General features: G+C 70.4%; 17 protein-coding genes, 1 pseudogene and 2 riboswitches. Of the genes and pseudogenes, 6 read left to right on the top strand and 12 right to left on the bottom strand.

Features of this window, described 5'->3' with window-relative positions; all coding sequences use genetic code 11:
• Nucleotides 1-12: 12 nt before the first annotated feature.
• Nucleotides 13-213: pseudogene (locus ET445_RS18285) on the top strand (enoyl-CoA hydratase/isomerase family protein); the annotation flags it as partial.
• Entirely contained in the window at nt 147-818 is a 672-nt protein-coding gene (locus tag ET445_RS18280) for an enoyl-CoA hydratase-related protein (protein ID WP_341769749.1), read from the top strand. The pseudogene ET445_RS18285 and the gene ET445_RS18280, both read left to right, overlap by 67 nt.
• A 95-nt stretch (nt 819-913) precedes the next feature.
• Here ET445_RS18280 and ET445_RS09660 read toward each other — a convergent pair whose 3' ends face one another.
• The 6 genes from ET445_RS09660 to ET445_RS09635 form a co-directional block, all read right to left on the bottom strand.
• On the bottom strand, nt 914-1,675 hold the full coding sequence (locus tag ET445_RS09660; RefSeq protein ID WP_129190957.1) for a M23 family metallopeptidase: 762 nt from the start codon (nt 1,673-1,675) through the stop codon (nt 914-916).
• Between the two features lie 203 nt (nt 1,676-1,878).
• Nucleotides 1,879-3,783 carry a translational GTPase TypA gene (typA, locus tag ET445_RS09655; protein WP_129190955.1) on the bottom strand — a complete coding sequence of 635 codons (1,905 nt, stop codon included), beginning with the start codon at nt 3,781-3,783 and terminating at the stop codon, nt 1,879-1,881.
• Between the two features lie 237 nt (nt 3,784-4,020).
• Nucleotides 4,021-5,787 carry a dipeptide ABC transporter ATP-binding protein gene (locus ET445_RS09650; protein WP_243695149.1) on the bottom strand — a complete coding sequence of 589 codons (1,767 nt, stop codon included), beginning with the start codon at nt 5,785-5,787 and terminating at the stop codon, nt 4,021-4,023.
• Nucleotides 5,784-6,752, bottom strand: coding sequence for an ABC transporter permease (locus tag ET445_RS09645; protein WP_129190953.1), 969 nt, complete (start codon nt 6,750-6,752; stop codon nt 5,784-5,786). Before ET445_RS09645 ends, ET445_RS09650 begins: the two co-directional genes overlap by 4 nt.
• Nucleotides 6,742-7,671, bottom strand: coding sequence for an ABC transporter permease (locus tag ET445_RS09640; protein WP_129190951.1), 930 nt, complete (start codon nt 7,669-7,671; stop codon nt 6,742-6,744). Before ET445_RS09640 ends, ET445_RS09645 begins: the two co-directional genes overlap by 11 nt.
• 182 nt (nt 7,672-7,853) lie before the next feature.
• Entirely contained in the window at nt 7,854-9,473 is a 1,620-nt protein-coding gene (locus ET445_RS09635; RefSeq protein ID WP_129190949.1) for a peptide ABC transporter substrate-binding protein, read from the bottom strand.
• A gap of 201 nt (nt 9,474-9,674) precedes the next feature.
• On the opposite strand from ET445_RS09635, the gene ET445_RS09630 reads away from it, so the two are divergent.
• On the top strand, nt 9,675-10,439 hold the full coding sequence (locus tag ET445_RS09630) for a CPBP family intramembrane glutamic endopeptidase (RefSeq protein ID WP_129190946.1): 765 nt from the start codon (nt 9,675-9,677) through the stop codon (nt 10,437-10,439).
• A 31-nt stretch (nt 10,440-10,470) separates the two neighbouring features.
• Here ET445_RS09630 and ET445_RS09625 read toward each other — a convergent pair whose 3' ends face one another.
• On the bottom strand, nt 10,471-10,902 hold the full coding sequence (locus tag ET445_RS09625) for a hypothetical protein (RefSeq protein ID WP_129190944.1): 432 nt from the start codon (nt 10,900-10,902) through the stop codon (nt 10,471-10,473).
• A 165-nt stretch (nt 10,903-11,067) separates the two neighbouring features.
• On the opposite strand from ET445_RS09625, the gene ET445_RS09620 reads away from it, so the two are divergent.
• Nucleotides 11,068-11,280, top strand: a complete 213-nt coding sequence (locus ET445_RS09620) for a hypothetical protein (RefSeq protein WP_129190942.1) — start codon at nt 11,068-11,070, stop codon at nt 11,278-11,280.
• Nucleotides 11,281-11,287: 7 nt separating this feature from the next.
• On the opposite strand, the gene gcvP is transcribed toward ET445_RS09620, so the two are convergent.
• The 3 genes from gcvP to gcvT are packed head-to-tail and all read right to left on the bottom strand — an operon-like array spanning nt 11,288 to nt 15,774.
• Nucleotides 11,288-14,191 carry an aminomethyl-transferring glycine dehydrogenase gene (gene gcvP / locus ET445_RS09615; RefSeq protein WP_129190940.1) on the bottom strand — a complete coding sequence of 968 codons (2,904 nt, stop codon included), beginning with the start codon at nt 14,189-14,191 and terminating at the stop codon, nt 11,288-11,290.
• Nucleotides 14,192-14,220: 29 nt separating this feature from the next.
• Nucleotides 14,221-14,592, bottom strand: a complete 372-nt coding sequence (gcvH, locus tag ET445_RS09610; protein WP_129190938.1) for a glycine cleavage system protein GcvH — start codon at nt 14,590-14,592, stop codon at nt 14,221-14,223.
• Between the two features lie 39 nt (nt 14,593-14,631).
• Nucleotides 14,632-15,774 (bottom strand): glycine cleavage system aminomethyltransferase GcvT, encoded by a 1,143-nt coding sequence (gcvT, locus tag ET445_RS09605; RefSeq protein WP_243695148.1) that lies wholly within the window; start codon nt 15,772-15,774, stop codon nt 14,632-14,634.
• A gap of 48 nt (nt 15,775-15,822) precedes the next feature.
• Nucleotides 15,823-15,919, bottom strand: a riboswitch (glycine riboswitch).
• A gap of 1 nt (nt 15,920) precedes the next feature.
• A riboswitch (glycine riboswitch) is annotated at nt 15,921-16,022 on the bottom strand.
• A 149-nt stretch (nt 16,023-16,171) separates the two neighbouring features.
• On the opposite strand from gcvT, the gene ET445_RS09600 reads away from it, so the two are divergent.
• Entirely contained in the window at nt 16,172-19,588 is a 3,417-nt protein-coding gene (locus ET445_RS09600; protein ID WP_129190934.1) for a hypothetical protein, read from the top strand.
• 58 nt (nt 19,589-19,646) lie between these two features.
• On the opposite strand, the gene ET445_RS09595 is transcribed toward ET445_RS09600, so the two are convergent.
• Both ET445_RS09595 and ET445_RS09590 read right to left on the bottom strand, forming a co-directional pair.
• Entirely contained in the window at nt 19,647-20,000 is a 354-nt protein-coding gene (locus tag ET445_RS09595) for a hypothetical protein (protein ID WP_129190932.1), read from the bottom strand.
• Between the two features lie 11 nt (nt 20,001-20,011).
• Nucleotides 20,012-21,115, bottom strand: a complete 1,104-nt coding sequence (locus ET445_RS09590) for a DUF2079 domain-containing protein (RefSeq protein ID WP_129190930.1) — start codon at nt 21,113-21,115, stop codon at nt 20,012-20,014.
• A 172-nt stretch (nt 21,116-21,287) separates the two neighbouring features.
• Between ET445_RS09590 and ET445_RS09585 the strand changes: the two genes are divergently transcribed.
• Nucleotides 21,288-21,965 (top strand): NUDIX hydrolase, encoded by a 678-nt coding sequence (locus tag ET445_RS09585; RefSeq protein ID WP_129190928.1) that lies wholly within the window; start codon nt 21,288-21,290, stop codon nt 21,963-21,965.
• Nucleotides 21,966-21,987 lie beyond the last annotated feature (22 nt).

The raw sequence follows: 21,987 nt of genomic DNA, 5'->3' as shown, positions 1-21,987 counted from the left end.
TAGCGTGAGGGGATGCCGCAGCCCGAGACCCCCGCCTCCGCCCCCGTCCGCATCGAGATCGACGGCACGATCGCGACGATCGTGATCGATCGTCCGGCCTCGCTCAACGCCCTCTCCCCCGAGGTGCTCGAAGCGCTCGCTGCGGCATTCGCCGAGCTCGCTTCGCTCGGCTCCGCGGTACGCGGCATCATCCTCGTCGGCGAGGGCGGCCGGGCGTTCGTGGCGGGCGCCGACATCCGTGCCATGCAGCACCTCTCCCCGAGGCCGCCGGCGAGCTCGGCCGGCTCGGCCACGGTGTCGCGGGCGCGATCGAGTCGTTCCCGGCGCCCGTCATCGCCGCCGTCGACGGCTTCGCGCTCGGCGGCGGACTGGAGCTCGCGATGGCGTGCGATGCGATCTACGCGACGGATGCCTCGGCCTTCGGCCAGCCCGAGGTGCGGTTGGGTCTCATCCCGGGCTTCGGCGGCACCGTTCGGCTGCCGCGGCTCGTGGGGCCCGCCCTCGCCCGCGAACTCATCTACACGGGTCGACGCATCGGCACCTCCGAGGCCGTCGCCGCCGGGCTCGTCGCCAAGCGCTTCCCCGACCGCGAATCGCTCCTCGCAGGCGCGCGGGCGACGATCGCCGAGGTCGAGCAGAACGCCTGGACGGCCGTCGCGCTCGCCAAGCGCGTGCTCACGGGCGCGGCGGGCACGCCGACCGCGACGGCGTCGCTCCTCGAGATCGAGGGGTTCGAAGAGGCCTTCGCGACGGCCGACAAGACCGAGGGCGTCGCGGCGTTCCTCGAGAAGCGGGAACCGCGCTTCGAAGGGCGCTGAGGCCCGCCGCGAGGCATCCGGTCGCTTCGTGCGACCTTCCTTCGAGACATCCGGATGCTTCGAGGCATCCGCTCGCGCCTCCGCGGGCCGACCGCTCAGCCGAGCCGGTCGTGCAGCCAGGCCATGCCGTCGAAACGCACGCCGTCGGGCGCCCACATCTCGAGGTGGAGGTGCGGACCGGTCGACTGACCGGTCGTGCCGACGACGCCGAGCTGCTGGCCGGCCGTGACCGTCTGGCCCGCGACGACCGCGAGCGATCCGTACTGCATGTGCGCGTACGAGGTCGTGTAGATCTGGCCGCCGATGTTGTGCACGACCTCGACGTTGACACCGAGGCCGCCGCCGTTCTCGGTCGCGAGCTGCACGACGCCGTCGGCGATCGACATGACCGGAGTGCCGTTGCCCGGCGTGAAGTCCACGCCGTCGTGGTACGTCGAGCAGCCCGCGCACGGCGCCGAGCGCGGGCCGAAGCCCGAGCTCGTGCGCGACGGGTCGGCGACCGGCCACACGACCGACCGCGACTCGCCGAGCGCGACCGTGCCGAGGCCCGCGACCTGCGCGGCGACGGGCGGCGGCGCGACCTCGACGTCGTACGACACGGGCGCGATGACCGCGTGCTCGATGTCGTCGGCGACCTCGACCTTCTGCGGGGCGGCGACGATCTCGTCGGGGGCGGGGTGGTAGACGTCCTCGACGGGCTGCTTCGCCGTCGCCGTCACAGCCAGGGCCGGGACGCTCGTGACGAAGAGCAGGCCTCCCGAGAACGAGAGCGCGAGGGCAGAGAGGGTCTGGCGGGGCGAGACGGCGCGACGGCGCGAAGGGCGCAGTCGACGACGTGCGCGAGTGGTGGAGCTCATGGGGGAACGCGTCTGGGGGTTCGGGGACGCTCGGATCCTGACGCGGGATCGCCGGGCGAAGACTTCCCGCCACGGTACGAGCCCAGTCTGTGAGGATCCCTTCCGAAGTCTGCGCGTTCCATCACAGCGCATGGAACAGGATGCCTCGGAGACGACGAAGACGGATGCCCCGTGGGACATCCGTCTTCGTCTGGAGACCTCGCTCAGCCCTGCTTCTTGAGGCGCGACGCCGCGCGGGCGCGCGCGGTCGCGTCGAGCTCGACCTTGCGGATGCGCACCTTGTCGGGCGTCACCTCGACGCACTCGTCCTCGCGGGCGAAGTCGAGGCACTCCTCGAGCGTCAACTGGCGCGACGGCGTCATCGACTCGAAGGTGTCGGCCGTCGACGAACGCATGTTCGTGAGCTTCTTCTCCTTCGTGATGTTGACGTCCATGTCGTCGTTGCGCGAATTCTCGCCGATGACCATGCCCTCGTAGACCTCTTCGGTCGGGTTCACGAAGAACGTCATGCGCTCCTGCAGCGCGATGATCGCGAACGGCGTCACGACGCCCGCGCGGTCGGCGACGATCGAGCCGTTGTTGCGCGTCGTGATCTGACCCGCCCACTCGTCGTAGCCGTGCGAGATCGCGTTCGCGATGCCCGTGCCGCGCGTGATCGTCAAGAACTCGCTGCGGAACCCGATGAGGCCGCGGCTCGGGACGATGAACTCCATGCGCACCCAGCCCGTGCCGTGGTTCGACATGTTGTCCATGCGACCCTTGCGTGCCGCGAGCAGCTGCGTGATGGCGCCGAGGTGCTCCTCGGGCGCGTCGATCGTCAGGTGCTCGTACGGCTCGTGCGTCTTGCCGTCGACCTGCTTCGTGACCACCTGGGGCTTGCCGACCGTGAGCTCGAAGCCCTCGCGTCGCATCTGCTCGACGAGGATCGCGAGCGCGAGCTCGCCGCGGCCCTGCACCTCCCACGCGTCGGGGCGGCCGATGTCGAGGACCTTGAGCGAGACGTTGCCGATGAGCTCGCGGTCGAGGCGGTCCTTGACCATGCGCGCCGTGAGCTTGTGGCCCTTGACCTTGCCGACGATGGGCGACGTGTTCGTGCCGATCGTCATCGAGATCGCGGGGTCGTCGACGTGGATCGCGGGGAGCGGACGCACATCTTCGGGGTCGGCGAGCGTCTCGCCGATCGTGATGTCTTCGATACCGGCGACGGCGATGATGTCGCCGGGGCCCGCCTCTTCGGCCGGGAAGCGCTCGAGTGCCTTCGTCTTCAGGAGCTCGGTGATGCGGACGTTCGAGTGCGAGCCGTCGTGACGCACCCACGCGACCGTCTGGCCCTTGCGGATCTTGCCGTTGAAGACGCGGAGGAGCGCGAGACGACCGAGGAACGGCGACGCGTCGAGGTTCGTCACCCACGCCTGCAGCGGCGCCTCGTCGTCGTAGCTCGGCGCCGGGATGTGCTCGATGATCGCGCCGAAGAGCGGCTCGAGGTCTTCGTTGTCGGGCAGCTCGCCGTTCGCGGGACGGTTGAGCGACGCGCGGCCGGCCTTGCCCGACGCGTACACGACGGGCACGTCGAGAAGCGCGTCGACGTCGAGGTCGGGCACGTCGTCGACGAGGTCGCTCGCGAGGCCCAGCAGGAGGTCATGGCTCTCCTCCTCGACCTCGGCGATGCGCGCGTCGGGACGGTCGGTCTTGTTGACGAGGAGGATGACCGGGAGGCGCGCCTCGAGCGCCTTGCGCAGCACGAAGCGGGTCTGGGGCAGCGGGCCCTCGGACGCGTCGACGAGGAGCACGACGCCGTCGACCATCGAGAGGCCCCGCTCGACCTCGCCGCCGAAGTCGGCGTGGCCCGGGGTGTCGATGACGTTGATCGTGACCGAGCCGCCGTTCGCGTGGGCACCGCGGTACTCGACCGCCGTGTTCTTCGCGAGGATCGTGATGCCCTTCTCACGCTCGAGCTCGTTCGAGTCCATCGCGCGCTCGTCGACGTGCGCGTGGTCGGCGAACGAGTGCGTCTGCTTGAGCATGGCGTCGACGAGGGTCGTCTTGCCGTGGTCGACGTGGGCGACGATGGCGACGTTGCGCAGGTCGGAACGGGTGGCCTTGGCCATGGGTGGAATCCTCGCGATGAGGCATCCGTGTCGCCGCACGCCGCGGCGGCGCCGGGGATTCGGCGCGGATGCGTGGATGGGAGTCTGGCGGGCGCTGCTGCTCGGAGGCAGCGGGACGCGCCCGTACAGCCTACCTCGCCTCGCCGAACGAATGCCCCGAACGCCGAACGCCCGCCACCTCTGCAGGTGACGGGCGTCCGGACGTGCGCGGCTCGCGCCGCTCGCTCGGCTCGGGCGCTACGCGCCGAGCTTGAGGTTCGCGCCCGGGATCGCCTCGAGCAGGTCGCGCGTGTACTGCTCCTTCGGGTTGTCGAACACCTCGTCGGTGGTCGCCGTCTCGACGATCCGGCCCCGCTGCATGACGCACACGTTGTCGGCGATCACGCGCACGACCGCGAGGTCGTGGGTGATGAACAGGTACGTGAGCTCGAGCTCGGCCTGCAGGTCGGCGAGCAGACGCAGGATCTGCGCCTGCACGAGCACGTCGAGTGCCGACACCGCCTCGTCGAGCACGACGATCTGCGGCTTCAGCGCGAGCGCACGCGCGATCGCGATGCGCTGACGCTGACCGCCCGAGAGCTCGTTCGGGTAACGGCCGACGAGCGTGCGCGGCAGCGCGACCTGGTCGAGGAGCTCGAACACTCGCTCGCGGCGCCACGAGCGGTCGCCCACCTTGTGCGTCTGGAGCGGCTCGCCGATCGTGTTGCCGATGTTGCGGAGCGGGTTCAGCGAACCGTACGGGTCTTGGAAGACCGGCTGCATGAGGCTGCGGAGCTTGAACGTCTCGGAGTTCGTGAGGTTCGAGATGTCCCGGCCGCCGACCTCGACGCGACCGCTCGTGATCGACTCGAGCGCGAGGATCATCTTCGCGACGGTCGACTTGCCCGAACCCGACTCGCCCACGAGGGCGGTCGTCGTGCCGCGCTCGACCTGGAACGACACGTCGTCGACCGCCGTGAAATCGCCCGAACCGCGGATCTTGTAGACCTTCGTGAGGTCCTGCACGACGATCGCGGGCTCGCGCACCGCGGCGGTGCCGCCGGTCTCGGCGCGCGCCTCGGCGGTCGCAAGGAGGTCGATCGTCTCGCCCGCTGCGGCGCCCGCGTCCGCGCCGAGCGCCGCTTCGGCGGCGTGCACGCTGCCCGTGGCCTGGATACGGCGCGAGGCGAGGCTCGGCGCGGCGGCGACGAGGCGCTGCGTGTACGGGTGCTGCGGGTTCTCGAGGATCGCACGCGACGGACCCGACTCGACGACCTTGCCCTTGTACATGACGACGAGCTGCTCGGCGCGCTCGGCCGCGAGGCCGAGGTCGTGCGTGATGAAGAGCAGCGTGGTGCCGAGTTCGCGCGTGAGCGACTCGAGGTGATCGAGGATGACTCGCTGCACCGTCACGTCGAGGGCCGAGGTCGGCTCGTCGGCGATGAGGAGCTGCGGGTCGGCCGCGAGCCCCATGCCGATGAGCACGCGCTGGCGCATGCCGCCCGAGAACTGGTGCGGGAACTGGCGCAGGCGCCGGTCGGCGTCGTGCAGGCCCGCCTGCTTCAGCACCTCGACGGTGCGGGCCTTGACGGCCTTCTTGCCCGTCGCGATGCCGTTGGCCCTGATCGCCTCTTCGACCTGGAAGCCGATCGACCACACCGGGTTGAGGTTCGACATCGGGTCTTGCGGGACGAAGCCGATCTTGCGACCGCGGATCGACTCCATCTCGCGCTTGGAGGCTGTCGTGAGGTCTTGCCCGTCGAGCAGGATCTGCCCGCCCGCGATATAGCCGCTGCCCGGGAGCAGGTTGATGATCGCGTGCGCCGTCGTCGACTTGCCGGAACCCGACTCGCCCACGATCGCGAGGCTCTGGCCGCGGTAGAGCGTGATGTTCACGCCGTCGACCGCCGTGACTTCGCCGTCCTGCGTCTTGAAGTTGACCTTGAGGTCTTTGATCTCGAGGAGCGGCCGTTCGCCGCCGGTCGTCGAATCCACGTGCTGCTGTCCGTTCGAAGTGTCGGTCACCGGCGGGCCCTCGCCTTCGGGTCGAGCGCGTCGCGGACGACCTCGCCGAGCATGATGAAGGAGAGCACCGTCACCGAGAGTGCGATCGACGGCAGGATGAGCGTCTGCGGTGCGACCCGCAGGCTCGACTGCGCCGCCGAGATGTCGTTGCCCCACGACATGACGGTGTTCGGCAGACCGACGCCGAGGAACGACAGCGTCGCCTCGGCCACGATCGCGCCCGCGAGACCGATCGTCGTGATGACGATGACGGGGGCGATCGAGTTCGGCAGGACGTGACGGATGAGGATGCGCATGCGCGAGACGCCGAGGGCGGTCGCGGCCATGACGAAGTCGGCGTTCTTCACCCGGAGGATCTCGGCGCGGAGCACGCGAGCGGTCGCGGGCCACGCGAAGATGCCGATGGCGAGCGAGATGATCCACACGTTCGGCTGGATGCCGAGCCACGAGGGGACCGACGACATGATGACGACGGCCGCGAGGATGTAGGGGATCGAGAAGAAGATGTCGCCGATGCGCGAGAGCACCGCGTCGACCCAGCCGCCGAAGAAGCCCGCGAGCGCACCGAAGAAGATGCCGAGGAACGCGACGAGGAACGACACGATGAGGCCGACCGAGAGCGACGTCGACGTGCCGTGGATGATCCGCGAGTAGATGTCGCAGCCCTGGCGGGTGAACCCGAGGGGGTGCCCGGCGGTGGGCCCGGCGTTGCTGTTCGAGAGCTGGCAGTCGTTGTTCGGCGGCGTCTGCGTGAACAGGCCCGGGAACAGGGCGACGATGACGACGAGCACGATGAGGATCGCCGAGATCCAGAACATCGGACGACGGCGGACGTCCATCCAGGCGTCGCGCCAGAGGTTCGAGGGCTTGCCCTCCGCCTTGACGGCGTCGATCGCGGCGACGGGGGTCTCGTCGACGGGCGCGACGAAGTGGGGCTGGGCGGAGCGAGCGGTATTACTTGGCATAGCGGATCCTCGGGTCGAGAACGGCGTAGAGCAGGTCGACGAGGAGGTTCACCACGACATAGATGAGCACCATGATCGTCACGAACGACACGACGGTCGCCTGCTCGCCGCGGATGATCGCCTGGTAGAGCGTGTTGCCGACGCCGGGCACGTTGAAGATGCCCTCGGTGACGGTCGCGCCGACCATGAGCACGCCGAAGTCGACGGCGAGGTAGGTGACGACGGGGATGAGCGAGTTGCGCAGGATGTGCACGGGCACGATGCGGCCGCGCGAGAGGCCCTTCGACGCGGCCGTGCGGACGAAGTCCTGGCCCTCGGTGTCGATGACCGACGCACGCGTGAGGCGCACGATCTGCGCGAAGCTGATCGTCGCGAGCACGATCGCCGGGAGTATGAGGTCGCCCCATGGCGCGCCTGGGCCGACGGTGGTCCGGAACCAGCCGAGTTGGACGCCGAAGACGAACTGCGCGACGAACGCCACGACGAAGACCGGCACCGAGATGAGGATGAGGCTCACGACGAGCGCGCTGGCGTCGAAGATGCCGCCCTTGCGAAGGCCCGAGACGAGACCGACCGTGATGCCGGCGACCATCTCGAAGAGCACTGCGAGCACCGCGAGACGGAGGGTCACGGGGAACGTGCGGGCAAGGATGTCGGTGACCTGCTCACCCGAGAACGAGGTGCCGAAGTCGCCGCGGAAGATGCCGCCGAGATAGGTGAAGTACTGGACGTACCAGGGCTGGTCGAGGCCGTAGTGCTCGCGCAGCGCCTCGAGGACCTGCGGCGGCGGCGTCTTGTCGCCGAAGAGCCCGATCAGCGGGTCGCCGGGCATGAGGAAGACCATCGACCAGATCAGGAAGGTCGTGCCGAGCAGGACAGGGATCACCTGTAGGAGTCGGCGCAGAATGTAGCCGCCCATGGATCAGGCCGCGCTTTCCGCTGTTGGAGACATGTGTAGAGAACCTCACCGTGATGCGAGTTGACCTCACGATGCTACGCCGTCGCAGCATCGTGCGGATACAGGGGTGTGGGGCGGCAGCTTCTGCAGCTACCGCCCCACAGCGTCTCAGAGTCTAACCCGAGACGTGCTGGTCGCGAGTATTACTCGCCCTTGGTGACCTCGTAGTAGAGCGGCACCGAGTTCCAGCCGAACTGCACGTTCTCGACGTCCTGGCTCCATGCGCCGTTGACGTTCGAGTACCAGAGCGGGATGACCGGGAGGTCCTTGAAGAGGATCTCCTGGGCGGCCTGGAACTTCTCGTTCGCGGCGTCGAGGTCGGTCTGCGCGAGGCCCTCCTTGAGGAGCGCGTCGAACTCGGGGTTCGAGTAGTCGCCGTCGTTCGAGCCGGCACCCGTGCCGTACAGCGGGCCGAGGAAGTTGAACAGCGCCGGGTAGTCGGCCTGCCAACCGCTGCGGAACGCGGTCTGGATGGTGCGGTTCGTGATCTCGGTGCGGGCCTCGGCGAAGGTCGGGTACGGAGCGCCCGACGCCTCGATGCCGAGGTTGTTCTTCAGCTGGTTCGTGACCGCGTCGACCCAGTCGGCGTGGCCGCCGTCTGCGTTGTACGCGATCTGGAAGGTGCCGTCCCACGGCGAGATGGCGTCGGCCTGAGCCCACAGCTCCTTGGCGCCCGCGGCGTCGAAGTCGAGGACCTCGCTGCCGGGGATGCTGTCGGAGAAGCCGTCGATGACGGGCGACGTGAAGTCGCTGGCGGGGGTACGCGTGCCGGCGAAGATGATCTCGGTCACTTCGTCACGGTCGATCGCCTTCGAGATGGCGGCACGACGGAGCGCGCCCTCTTCACCCGAGAAGTGCGGGAGACGACCGGGAATGGTGAACGACTGGAAGATCGCCGCGGGCTGGTTGACCGAGCGGTCGCCGAACTCGTCCTGGTAGGTGGCGATCGCCGACGTCGGGATGGCGTCGAGCACATCGAGGTTGCCGCCCTGGAGGTCGGCGTACGCCGCGTCCTGCGTCGCGTAGAAGATGATCGAGAGACCATCGTTCTTCGGCGTGCGGGGGCCGTCGTAGTCGCCGTTCGGGACGAGGTCGATCTTCTCGTTGTGCTTCCACGCACCCTCGCCGGCCAGCTTGTACGGGCCGTTGCCGACGGGGTTCTCGCCGAACGCGTCGAGGTCGTCGAACGCCGAAGCGGGGAGCGGGTAGAACGCCGAGTAGCCGAGACGCAGCGGGAAGTCCGACTCGGGCTGGTTGAGCTCGACCGTGAAGGTCGTGTCGTCGACGACGACGAGACCCGGAAGCTCAGCGACCTCGTCTTCGTAGCTGAAGCCCTTGATCGACTCGAAGAAGTACTGCGAGAGCTGCGGGCCGTTGGCCGTGTTCGCGCCGTAGTTCCACGCGTCGACGAACGAGGAGGCCGTGACGGGCTCGCCGTTGGTGAACTTCAGGCCCTCGCGGATCTTGATCGTGTAGTTCTGCGCGTCGTCGGTCTCGATCGACTCGGCGACGTCGTTGTGGGGGGCGCCGTCGGCGTCGTAGTAGACGAGACCCGCGAAGATCGCGTCGAGGATCTTGCCGCCGCCGACCTCGTTGGTGTTGGTGGGGATCAGCGGGTTCTGGGGCTCCGAGCCGTTCGTGGTGACGATCGCCGACGATGTGCCGCCGCCGGTGTCGCCGCCGCCGGCGGTGCAACCGGTGAGCGCGAGCGCGCCGGCTGCCGCAAGAGCGATGGCTGCGACGCCGATTCTCTTGATCTTCAATGTTCCTCCTGTGAGATGTGCCCGCGACACTGCTTCTGGCCGTGGCGCACGCGGATGGATCGAGACTATGAACCGATTCGAAGGAATCCAAACCGATCCGGAAACTGTTACCGATGCGAAACCTGAGTCACGGTCAGCACACAGATTTCCCAGGATCTCGCAAGATTCTTGCGTCACTCGGAGCCATGTGAGAATTCCTGCATGGAAACACGGCGTCGCACACAGATCGAGATTGCGATCGTCCTCGCGCTCTCGCTCGGCGCGTCGGCCGTGTATTCGATCGTGTCGATCGTCGCGAGGGTGACCGCCGAGACCCCGCTCGCAGATCAGCAGGCCTCGATCAACCAGTCGCAGTCGCCTCGAGAGTGGCTCGACTTCACGTACCAGTTCCTCGACGTCGTGTTCGGCCTCGCGGCCGTCGCGCTCGTGCTCTACCTGCTGTGGCAGCCCGGGAAGAGCCCGTTCCGCCGGATCGGCCTCGACTTCACGAGACCGGCCCGCGACGTGGCATCCGGCTTCGCGCTCGTCGCCGTCATCGGCATCCCGGGGCTCGCGCTCTACGCCGCCGGCCGCGCGCTCGGCCTCACGGTCGCCGTCGTCGCGTCGCCGCTCGACGCGCACTGGTGGACCATCCCGATCCTCGTGCTGTCGGCCCTCCGGGCCGCGCTCACCGAGGAGGTGATCGTCGTCGGCTACCTGTTCACGCGCTTCGAAGAGCTCGGCGTCGGCAAGTGGGCGACGATCGTCTCATCCGCGCTCCTGCGCGGCACCTACCACCTGTACCAGGGCTTCGGGCCGTTCGCCGGCAACGTCGCGATGGGCCTCGTATTCGGTTGGGCGTATACGAAGTGGGGCCGCACGATGCCGCTCGTCGTCGCGCACTGGGTGCTCGACATCGTGTCGTTCGTGGGGTATCCGCTCGCGGTCGCGTGGTGGCCGGGGCTGTTCGCCCCGACGACGACCTGAGTCCGCGTGTCGGGCGAGTCCCGAGCGCGCGTCAGCGCGTGCGCTCGGATGTCGCAGGGCGCTTCGCGCGCACGCGACGACGTCGCTTCGTCGGATGCCACGGGGCAGGCGGCATCGCGACGTGCGAGCCGCTCGCGAGCGCGACGACCGTGACCGGCAGGTCGGGCGCCGCCTCGGCGGGCGTCTCGTGGCGCGGATCGTCGTCGCCCGAACGCACCCGCGCCACGTCGAGTGCCGATCGCCGGCTCGGCGAGCACACGGGGCCGAAGGCCTCGTCGCCGAGTCCGGAGCCGCGGAGGTCGGAGATGAGGCCGGCGCGCCGAAGGGCCTCTGCACGGCCGGGGTCACGGCGCTCGAGGTCGGCGGCCCGGCGTCCGAGCGCGAAGCCGTCGCCTGCGAGCACCGAGGAACCGACGAACGCCCCCGCGAAGGCGATCATCGCGAGTACTGCGAGCACATCCATGTCGACCACCCCCGGCTTCCCGCCGTTGAACTGAGTGAAGCTCAGTGTACGCCCGGAGGGAGCGTGCGGACCCGCACCGATGCCGCGGCGCGCGCACCGAGGCATCCTCGTCTCGAATCGCGGCCGAACCGGCCGCCCGACCGACTTTCCGATCGAGGAGACGCCATGTCCATCGCGCACGCCTTCGCCGCCGGGCAACTCGCCGCGAACCGCACAGAGCGCCTCGAGGCCGGCGCGTTCGACGCCGACGTCGAGGCGCGCGCGACACGCCGCCGGGCGATCGCACGCGCCGCCCGAATCATCCTCGGCGTGCGCACCGAACGCCCGGCGCGCACCTACACCGAGCGCGGGCGACACCTCGCCCCGCGCCCGGTGTGACGGGCGCCTACGCGAACGCCTCCACGGGCGGGCATGCGCACACGAGGTTGCGGTCCCCGTACGCCTGGTCGATGCGCCTGACGGGCGCCCAGTACTTGTTGCGCACGAGCCCGCGGACGGGGTAGACCGCCTGCTCGCGCGTGTACGGGTGCGACCACTCCCCGACGACGACCGACTCGGCCGTGTGCGGGGCATTGTGCAGCGGGTTGTCGTCGGCGGGCCACTCGCCACGCCCGACCGCGTCGGCCTCGGCCTTGATCGCGATCATGGCGTCGACGAACCGGTCGAGCTCGCGGAGGTCCTCCGACTCGGTCGGCTCGACCATGAGCGTGCCCGCGACGGGGAACGACATCGTCGGCGCGTGGAAGCCGTAGTCGATGAGTCGCTTGGCGACGTCGTCGACCGAGACCCCGGTCGCAGCGGTGAGCGGGCGCAGGTCGAGGATGCACTCGTGCGCGACGTAGCCCTGCTCGCCCGTGTAGAGCACGGGGTAGTGCTCGCGCAGGCGCGCGGCGACGTAGTTGGCCGCGAGCACGGCCGACGCCGTCGCCTCCTGCAGGCCCTCGGCACCCATCATGCGGACGTACGCCCACGAGATCGGCAGGATCGACGGCGAGCCGTACGGCGCCGCCGAGACCGGTCCGCCGCCGTGCACGTAGCCGCCCGCGTGGTCGGCGCGCTGCGCGAGCGGGTGACCGGGCAGGTAGGGCGCGAGGTGCGCCTTCGCCGCCACCGGGCCGACGCCCGGGCCGCCGCCGCCATGCGGGATGCAGAACGTCTTGTGCAGGTTCAGGTGCGAGACGTCCCCGCCGAAGTCGCCGAAGCGCGCGAACCCGAGGAGCGCGTTGAGGTTCGCGCCGTCGACGTACACCTGCCCGCCGGCGTCGTGCACAGCCTGGCAGATGTCGCGCACGTCGTGCTCGTAGACACCGTGCGTCGACGGGTAGGTGATCATGAGGGCGGCGAGGGATGCCTCGTGCTCGGCGATCTTCGCCCGCAGGTCTTCGAGGTCGACGTTGCCGAGCTCGTCGGTCGCGACGACGACGACGCGCATGCCCGCGAGCACGGCGGACGCCGCGTTCGTGCCGTGCGCGCTCGACGGGATGAGGCACACCGTGCGCTCGGGCTCGCCGTTCGCGAGGTGGTAGCCGCGGATCGCGAGAAGGCCCGCGAGTTCGCCCTGGCTGCCGGCATTGGGCTGGAGCGACACGGTGTCGTACCCCGTGACCTCCGCGAGCCACGACTCGAGCTGCTCGATGAGCGCGAGCGAGCCGACGACGTCGGCCTCGGGCGCGAACGGGTGCAGGTTCGCGAACGCGGGCCACGTGACGGCCTGCATCTCGGTCGCGGCGTTGAGCTTCATCGTGCACGACCCGAGCGGGATCATGCCGCGGTCGAGCGCATAGTCGCGGTCGGCGAGCGTCTTCAGGTAGCGCATCATCTGCGTCTCGGAGTGGTGCGTGTTGAAGACGGGGTGCTCGAGGTAGGACGACGTGCGGCGCAGGTCGGCCGGCAGCGCGTTGTCGACGAGCGGGGCGCCGACGCCGAGCTCGCGCTCTTCGGGTCCGCCGAAGGCGCGCGCGACGGCGTGCAGCTCGTCGAGGGTCGTGGTCTCGTCGATCGAGACGAGCACGGTCGCCTCGTCGGCCGCCCACACGTGGATGCCGAGGGCGCTCGCGCGCTCGACGACGTGCACGGCCATGCCGGGCACGACGACGCCCAGCGTGTCGAAGTACGAGTCGTGCACGACGGTCTGGCCGAGGTCTTCGAGCCAGCCCGCAAGCAGCTTCGCCTTCGCGGCGACCTGCGTCGCGATGTGACGGATGCCCCGGGGCCCGTGGTACACGGCGTACATCGACGCCATCACGGCGAGGAGCACCTGCGCGGTGCAGATGTTCGAGGTCGCCTTCTCGCGGCGGATGTGCTGCTCGCGCGCCTGGAGGCTCAATCGGTACGCGGGCGCGCCCGAGGCATCCACCGAGACGCCGACGAGGCGACCCGGCATCTGACGCTCGAGGCCCTTCTTCACGGCCATGTAGCCGGCGTGCGGGCCGCCGAAGCCCATCGGCACGCCGAAGCGCTGCGACGTGCCGACGGCGACGTCGGCGCCGAGCTCGCCCGGGCTCGTGATGAGCGAGAGGGCGAGGAGGTCGGCCGCGACGACGGCGAGGGCGCCCTGCGCCTTCGAGGCCGCGATGAGCGCGGCGGGGTTCCAGACCCGACCGGATGCGCCGGGGTATTGCACGAAGACGCCGAAGTGCTCGCCGAGCTCCGAGACATCCGCCCCGCCGTCGGCGAAGCGCTCCGCGAGCGCGACCTCGACGAGTTCGATGCCGACCGCCTCGCTCCGCGAGCGCAGGAGCGCGAGCGTCTGGGGCAGCGCGTCGGCGTCGACGACGAACCGGTTCGACGCCGACTTCGTCGCGCGCCGCGCGAGGAGCATGGCCTCGACGACCGCGGTGCCCTCGTCGAGCATCGACGCGTTCGCGACATCGAGGCCCGTGAGGTCTTCGACCATCGTCTGGAAGTTGATGAGCGCCTCGAGCCGGCCCTGGCTGATCTCGGGCTGGTACGGCGTGTACGCCGTGTACCAGCTCGGGTTCTCGAGCACGTTCCGCTGGATGACGGCGGGCGTGATCGTGCCGTAATAGCCGAGGCCGATCATCGACGTGCGCGCCGTGTTCTGCGACGCGAGGGCCGCGAGCTCGGCGATCGCCTCGCGCTCGGTCGCGGCGGCGGGGATCGCGGAGTTCAGCACCTCCCCCATGCGGATCGACTCGGGCACGGCGCCCGACATGAGGACGTCGAGCGAGTCCGCGCCGATCGCTTCGAGCATGCGCTCGCGGTCGGCTTCGGTCGTTCCGATGTGGCGGCGCCCGAAAGCGTCTTGGGCGAAGACGGAGGAGGTCATCGTGCTGCGGGGTCCCTTGCGGTTGTTCGTCACTCGCCGACGAGGGCGCGGTACTCGGCAGCCGTCAGGAGCTTCGGCAGCTCGCCGACCTTGACCTTGACGAGCCAGCCCTCGCCGAACGGGTCGCTGTTGACGAGCTCGGGCGCGTCGACGACGGCCTGGTTGGCCTCGACGACCTCGCCGTCGACGGGCGCGAAGAGCTCGCCCACCGACTTCGTCGACTCGATCTCGCCGACGACGGTGCCGGCCGTGACGGCGGCGCCCACCTTGGGCAGGTCGACGTAGACGACGTCGCCGAGCTTGTCGGCCGCGTAGTCGGTGATGCCGACGACGACGGTGTCGCCGTCGACGCGCACCCACTCGTGCTCGGGCGTGTAGAAGAGTTCGTTCCGGTCGGTCATGGTGTTCTCCAATGTTGTTGAGAGGCTCGGCGGGAGCGCTTACGCGCGCTTGTAGAAGGGCAGCGCGACGACGGATGCCTCGATGCGCGTGCCGCGCACGTCGACGTAGAGGGGCGTGCCGACCGCCTGCACGGCGGGCGACACGTACGCCATCGCGATGGGGTGGCCGAGCGTCGGCGACAGCGCGCCCGACGTCACGACGCCCACGCGTCCGGCGTCGTCGCCCGGGCCGTCGTAGATCTCGTAGTCGGCGCGCGGAGCGCGACGGCCCTCGGACGCGAGACCGACGAGCACCGGGGCATCCGCCTCGGGCCCGCGCTCGATCGCCGCGCGACCGACGAAGTCACCCTCTTTCGCGAGCGCGACGACGCGGCCGAGACCCGCCTGCACCGGGAAGGTGTCGAGGCCGAGCTCGTGGCCGTAGAGCGGCATGCCCGCCTCGAGGCGCAGCGTGTCGCGGCTCGCGAGGCCGCACAGCGTCACGCGCGAGCCGCCCGTCTCGACGAGGGCCTGCCAGAGCGTCGGCGCGAGGTCGGGCGCGACGTAGAGCTCGAAGCCGTCTTCGCCCGTGTAGCCCGTGCGGGCGACGAGCACGGGCTTCGTCTCGAACGTCGCGGGGAACGCGCGGTAGTACTTCAGCTCGGTCGCCGAGCGGTCGAAGTCCTCGTCGTCGTTGCCGGGGCCTTCGACGCCGAAGCCGGGGGTCTCGAGCAGCACCGAGAGCGCGTCGGGGCCCTGGATCGCGATGAGCGCGATGTCGTCGCTCTCGTCGGAGACGAACACGTCGAAGCCCTGCGCACGCTCGATGAGGGCCTTCGCGGCGGGCTCGCGGTTGCCGGCGTTCGCGACGACCATGTAGCGGTCTTCACCGGTGCGGTACACGACGAGGTCGTCGATGATGCCGCCCTGTTCGTCGAGGAGGAGCGAGTACTTCGCCTGCCCGATCTCGATGGCGCTGAGCTTGCCCGCGAGGGCGTAATCGAGGGCGGCAGCCGCCTCGGGGCCGACGAAGACGATCTCGGCCATGTGCGAGAGGTCGAAGAGACCCGACGAGGTGCGCACCGCGTGGTGCTCGGCAAGGTCGCTCGAGTAGCGCACGGGCATCTGCCAACCCGCGAAGTCGGTGAAGCTCGCACCGGCTTGACGGTGGACGGCTTCGAGCGGGCTGCGTCGTTCGGTCACGGAGTTCTCCAGAGTCGCTTGGGCGGTCGGCGGATGCCGGCTGGGAACTCCCCCTCTGTCATGGGCCTGAGAGCTTCACGCGCTCGCGCGCGCTTTCACCGTCGGCGGGATGTGGCGGGAATGCCCGATCCGCTTTTCAGAGCGGCCTGTTCATCGCGGTATGTGTGACCTGAGAGATTGGCGGGGAGGCTTGCTCCTTCGGTGCCGGCATGACCAGAGGTGCTACCCGGCTCTCCCGCGATGCGTTGAAGGCCCGATGTGAGGTTGTGCTCCGATCCTAGCCGACCGCGCACGCTGCGCCAGATGTCCCCCGTCCGGGGGTGCATAGGGCGGATGCCCCGGCGATACGCTCTCGCCATCGAGGCCGCCGTCCGCGGCCGCCGCCCGAGGAGCGCGCATGACGGGACAGTCCGGTTCCGCAGTGCGATCGGGCGTGCCCTCGCAGGCGGCCGAGACGGCGCGCATCCGAGCGCTCAAGGCCGCACAGCGGACGGCCGCCGAACAGCGCGTGGCCCGGTACACGGTGCGGAAGTCCCGGGAGGGCGTGCGCATCGAGCCCCGCACCTGGCGTTCGATCGGCGCCGTGCTCTCGTGGATCGCCGTCGCCGCGCTCGTCGGCGTCGTCCTCGGCGAGATCGACCGGCTGATCGCGAGCGTGCCCGCCGACGGGCGCAGCCACTCGCTCAACGTCGCGATCTCCCCGCTCGCGATCACGCACGTCGACAGCTGGGCCGCCTGGGCGAGCGCTCCCCTGCACGACCGGCTCGGCTACTGGATCACGCTGTCGGCCGTCGTCGACCTCGTGCTCGCCTTCGCGCTCGTCCAGCTCTTCCTGCGCCTCCTGCACCTCGCGGGCGAAGAGCTCAGGCTGGTTCCGGCGTACGCGATCGCAAGCTACGCCGTGTTCGAACTCATCGAGAACTCGCTCCAGGCGATCGCGGGCATCGCGATCGCGAGCGGACTCCCCACGCTCGCCGATGCGATCTCGTGGCCGCTCGCCTTCGCGTCGACCGGCAAGGTGCTCTCACTCGTCGTGCTCATCGTCGCGTTCCTGCGGATCAAGGCGTACCGGGACGCGATCTTCGGCGGCCTCCGGCGGATCCTCCAGGCGGTATGGGTCCACCGCCTCGCGACCCTTGCGATCCTCGTCATCGCCGTCCTCGCGTGCATTCCCGCCGCCGACCTCCTCGATCAGCTGCCCGACGTGCAGCGCCAGTGGGCCGACGGCTTCACCGGCTTCCGGCACGCCGTCTTCGCGGTCGGCGCGCTCATCGGCACCGCGGCGGGCACGTTCGCCCTCGGCCGACGGCGCACGCGGCTCCTCGTCGAGACCCGTGTGATGCGTCTCATCCGGATGCCGGCCGACGACGGATGGGACGCCGCGTGGCCCTGGGTCATCGCGCCGGCCGTGCTCGTCGCCGTCGGCGTGGGCGTGAGCCTCGCGAGCCTGACGATCGGGCTTCCGTTCCCCGTGCATCTGCCGACGGCGATCCCGCTGCTCATCGTGCTCGGCGCGATCCCCGTGTTCGCGGGCATCGGCTGGAGGAAGGCCGTCGACACCGACCCCGAACCGGCCGATCCGCATCGCGCCCGCTTCTCGTGGATGGTCGGCGACGCCCTCGCCGTCTTCGTGCTCGTCGCGGGCGGCATCGGGATCGTGCGTTCCTACGTCGTGCCCGCGCTGCTCGCCGACCAGACGCCCGCCGGCGCCTCGCTGTGGCCGTCGATCGTCGCCGCGGTCGCCGTCGTCGCGGGCGGGGCGGTCGCCGTCCTGGCGCCGAGGTTCCTGCTCCCGCGACTCGGACCGGCCACGTTCCGCAGCCTCGGGCTCGACCCGGACTCGCGCCTGCACCAGGAGCCCCCGCGACTCGACCTCGACCCCGACGACCGGTACGTGACGCCCGTGAGCCGGGTCGAGGTGCCCTCGATCATCGTCGGCGTGGTCGTGCTCGCGGTGTTCATGCTCTTCCCCGTCCCGGTCGGCGCGTTCCTCGGCGCCGTCGCCGTCGCCCTCGCCTCGATCAGCGCGTGGGTGAGCATCCTCGGCTCGTTCACGCTCCTCGTCCAGCCGCGCGCCCTCGTGCTGCCGTTCGGGTGGCTGAAGCTCAAGGCGCCCCCGGTGCTCACCCTCGCGATCCTGATACCGTTCGCGCTCAACCTCGTCGTCTCGGCGTACTTCGGCGACGAGACCGTGCACGCCGTGCAAGTCTCCGCCTCGCGGGGCGAGAGCGCCGACGACCCGAACGCTCTCTCCTCATACCTCGACGAGGTGCAAGCGGACGTCGCATGCAACGTGGCCGTGAAGGGCCACGACCCGGTGCGCCCCGTGTTCCTCATCGCCGCCGAAGGCGGCGGCATCCGGGCGGCGTACTGGACGGCGTCGGCGCTCGCTGCGCTCGAGGACTGCGGCGCGCGCTCGGGGTACGTCGCGAGCGGGATCAGCGGCGGCTCGGTGGGCCTCGCGATCGCGAGCTCGGTCGACACGGCGATCGCCGCGGAACTCCCTCGCCACCCGAGCGAAGCGGAGAGTCGGGCGGCCGAGGCGAAGGCGTCGGCCGAGATCATCGCCTCCGCGCGGGCTGCTTCGGGCCCGGACGTCGTGTCGTCGGCGCTCGTCGGGCTCGCGGTCGGCGACCTCTACGCGGGCGCGACGGGCATCCGCGTGCCGTCGGTGACTCCCGACCCCGACGGCGACGACCTCGGCCTCCGCTGGCGCGACCGCGCAGCGATCGTCGAGGCGCTGTGGGAGCGCGACGCGCCCGCCCTCGCGACCTCCTTCTCGAGCACGATCGACCGGCGCACGGGCATGCTCATGATGAACTCGGCCGACGTCGTCACGAAGTGCCGCCTCCTCGTCGACCAGGTTCCGGTCACCGACCGCGGCCCGAAGGCCGCGTGCGACTCGGCCGGCGGTCTTCCGTCGATGCTGGGGTTCCGCGAACTGCCGCTCGACGAGGAGGCGCGGGACGCCGACCCGCCCGTCGATCTGTCCGAGTGCCTGACGACGCTCGACTGGTCGACGGCCGCGATGCTCTCGGCCCGGTTCGCGGTCATCACCCCGACCGGCGGAATGCCCGCGAATGCGCCGTGCAACACCCCGGAGGACGCCCAGTTCGTCGACGGCGGCTACGTCGAGCCGACCTCGCTCGCGGCGCTCGCCGACACGGCGCCCGAGCTCATGGCGCTCCTCGCGAAGCAGAACGAGCAGCGAGCGGAGGGTGAGGGATGGCTCGTGCCGGTGCTCCTCTACCTCCGGAACACCCAGGGGTACGACCTCGCCAAGGACGTCGCGCGCGCCGAGTCGGAAGCGCTCGTGCCGATCACGGGCAGCGCCGCGCGGACGAACCTGACCGCCGAGGACTCGTGGCTCCAGCGCATCGTGCTGAGCCTGCCGAGCGCGTGCCCGAGCGAACCGGCGGACGCGGTCGGCTGCCGGGCCGCCCTGGCCCGCTTCTTCGGCACCGACGACTCCGGCCTGCCGGGGATCCTCGACGACGGCATGGTCGAGATCGCGCCGGCGTCGACGCCCGCCGTCGTGCCGCCGCTCGGCTGGGCGCTCTCGCAGCTCAGCCAGTCGCGGTTCGACTCGGCGATCGCGACCGCGGCGGGCTGCACGGCCATGGGCGAATCGGTGCGGCGGGATGCCTCGGTCGACGCCGCCGAACCGCCGGTCGAGACCGCCGACGACGGCGAGGCGCCGCCCGACGCGACCGCGGGATACCCGGGGCTCGCGAAGCTCGGCGAGGTGATGGGCTTCGACCCGTGCGCGGCGATCGCGAACCGGTCGAGGGCCGCGGCCGGCGCGGGCGGGTAGCCGCGCGGGCGGGGAGCCGCGCGGGCGGGTAGCCGCGCGGGCGCATAGCCGCGCGGGCTCAGCTCGCCGGCACGACCCCGCTTCGGCAGGCGAGCTCGATCCCGTCGAGCTGGGCGATGACGTCCCAGGTCGTCTCGGGGTGGAGTCGCTCTGCGACTTCGAGCACGTCGCCCCAGTCTTGCGGGGTGCCGGCGACTCGGTCGATCAGGAGGCAGTCGGGTGCGGGGTTCGGGTTGCCGAGCCAGAACACGTCGTGGTCGGCGACCGCATACGACATGAGGCCGATATCGGTCTCGACCGTCGCGTTCGCGGGGATCAGGCCGAGGACGATCCCGGCGTTCGCGGCGCGAGCGGGCGGGGTCCAGGCGCCGGGGGCGAGCATCGCCCAGAGCGGCAAGGTCGGGAGAAGCACGGCCGCCGCAGTCACCGCGACCGTCGCGGCATGCCGACCGTAGCCGCGCAGCCACCCCACCGGCTCGCGGCGGCGCGGTCGATGCCGTCGAGCAGCGCGAGGAAGGCGATCGGGATGAGGACGGCGCTGTAGTGCCAGGTCGGCCCCCAGTAGCCCTCGTTGGTCGAGAGGAACCGCCAGGCGAGGGTCGGCAAGAGGACGACCGAGATCGGGGAGATGACGAGGAGCCCGCCCGTGATCACGAGGAGCAGGGTGAGCGTCACGCCCTTCTGCGGGTGGAACAGCGCAGCGGGATCGGAGAACACCCCGCCCGGGTCGGCGTTGCCGGCGTAGGCCCAGGCCCCGTCTGGGTTGAGCGCCGGCAGCACGACGAAGACGGCGATGGCGAACCAGGCGGCGCCCCACGCGGCGAGCCACAGCCCGAGGGGCTTCCGCGAACGGTAGGCGAGCACGAGTCCGATGGCGAGGACGGTGAGCCCGAGGTCTTCTTTGACGAAGACGAGCGGCGCCGCCCACAGCGCGGCGGCGAGGTCGCGGCGTTCGAGCATCGCGCAGAGCGACCAGGCGAGCAGCGGAACGGCGAGCGCGATCTCGTGGAACTGCGCGTCGGCGGCGTACTGCAGCCCCCAAGCGAGGCCGAAGGCGAGCCCGAGGAGCACGCCCGTGGGAGTGCCGAGCCGGCGGATGGCAGTGCGGGCGATGACCGCCGCGGCGATCGCGAAGCACAGCGCCTGCACGACGAGCAGGGTGAACGGATGCGGTGCGACGGCGTAGACGGGAGCGAGGATCGCGAGCAGCGGGTGGAAGTGATCGCCGAGGAGGTTGTAGCCGTCGCCCTTGATGTCGACGATCGGCGGCTGCAGCCGCGAGTAGGCCTTCACGAGCTCGGCGAAGATGCCGAGGTCCCACGACTTCACCGTGTACTGCGACCACTGCCACGCGGCGTAGACGATGTATGCCGCGGCGACGACGGCCGCGACGGCGGCGGGGCCGACCCAGCCGCGCCACCCTTCGCGACCGAGCCTGCCGAACCTGCCGAGCCGTTCGGCCACGCGCGGGCGGCTCCATCGCCGGGCGCGCGCGGCGATCTGGGGCGGGGTCGGGGTGGTCGTCATCGGGGCGCTCGCCGTCTTCGCTCGGGGTCGAGAGGGTTCATCCTATCCGGCGCGGGCTCGCGGCGGCGGGCGCTGTGGAGACTCCGATTTCGCGTTCGTGTCAGATTGACTGTAAGCTGCATCCAGCACTTCAAGTCATCGTGACTCTAAGGGTCGGAAGGGAAGGTTCCGGATGCCTCACGCACGCCTCGCCGTCTCGACCGTCATCTTCGCCCTGAGCCCCGACGAAGGCGCCGAGCGCCCGAGCCTGCGGCTGCCGCTCGTGCGCCGCCTGCGTGAACCCGGCCTCGGCCGTTGGGCTCTGCCCGGCGGTTGGCTCCCCGTCGACGAAGCCCTCGAGGCCGCCGCCGCACGCACCCTCGAAGAGACGACGGGCCTCGCACCCGCGCACCTCGAGCAGCTCTACACGTTCGGCGCGGTCGACCGCTCCCCCGGCGAGCGCGTCGTGTCGGTCGTGTACTGGGCGCTCGTGCATTCCGACGAGGTCGAGCAAGCCGTCGCCGACGAGAACGTGCAGTGGTTCGACGAAGACGAGCTCCCGCCGCTCGCGTTCGACCACCTCGCGATCATCGGGTACGCCCTCTCACGGCTCCGCACGAGGCTCGAGTACTCGGGCCTCGCGCACGCCTTCCTCGGCGAGACCTTCACGATGGCCGAACTTCGCGCCGTCTACGAGGTCGTGCTGCGCAAACGCCTCGACCCCGCCAACTTCCGCCGCACCATGGAGACTTCGGGCGCCCTCGTCGACACCGGCGAGCGCAAGAGCGGCACGCCGCACCGCCCGCCCGCCCTCTACCGGTTCGATCCCCGCGCGGCGCCGCCGCGCATGCCGTTCGCCGGCTCCCGCTGACCTCTCCTCACGTCGATCCCCT

The sequence above is a fragment of the Agromyces protaetiae genome, from assembly GCF_004135405.1.
GTDB classification, from domain to species: domain Bacteria; phylum Actinomycetota; class Actinomycetes; order Actinomycetales; family Microbacteriaceae; genus Agromyces; species Agromyces protaetiae.
The sequence above is the reverse complement of the archived record's forward strand: the minus strand, read 5'-3'. Positions and strand labels throughout refer to the sequence as shown.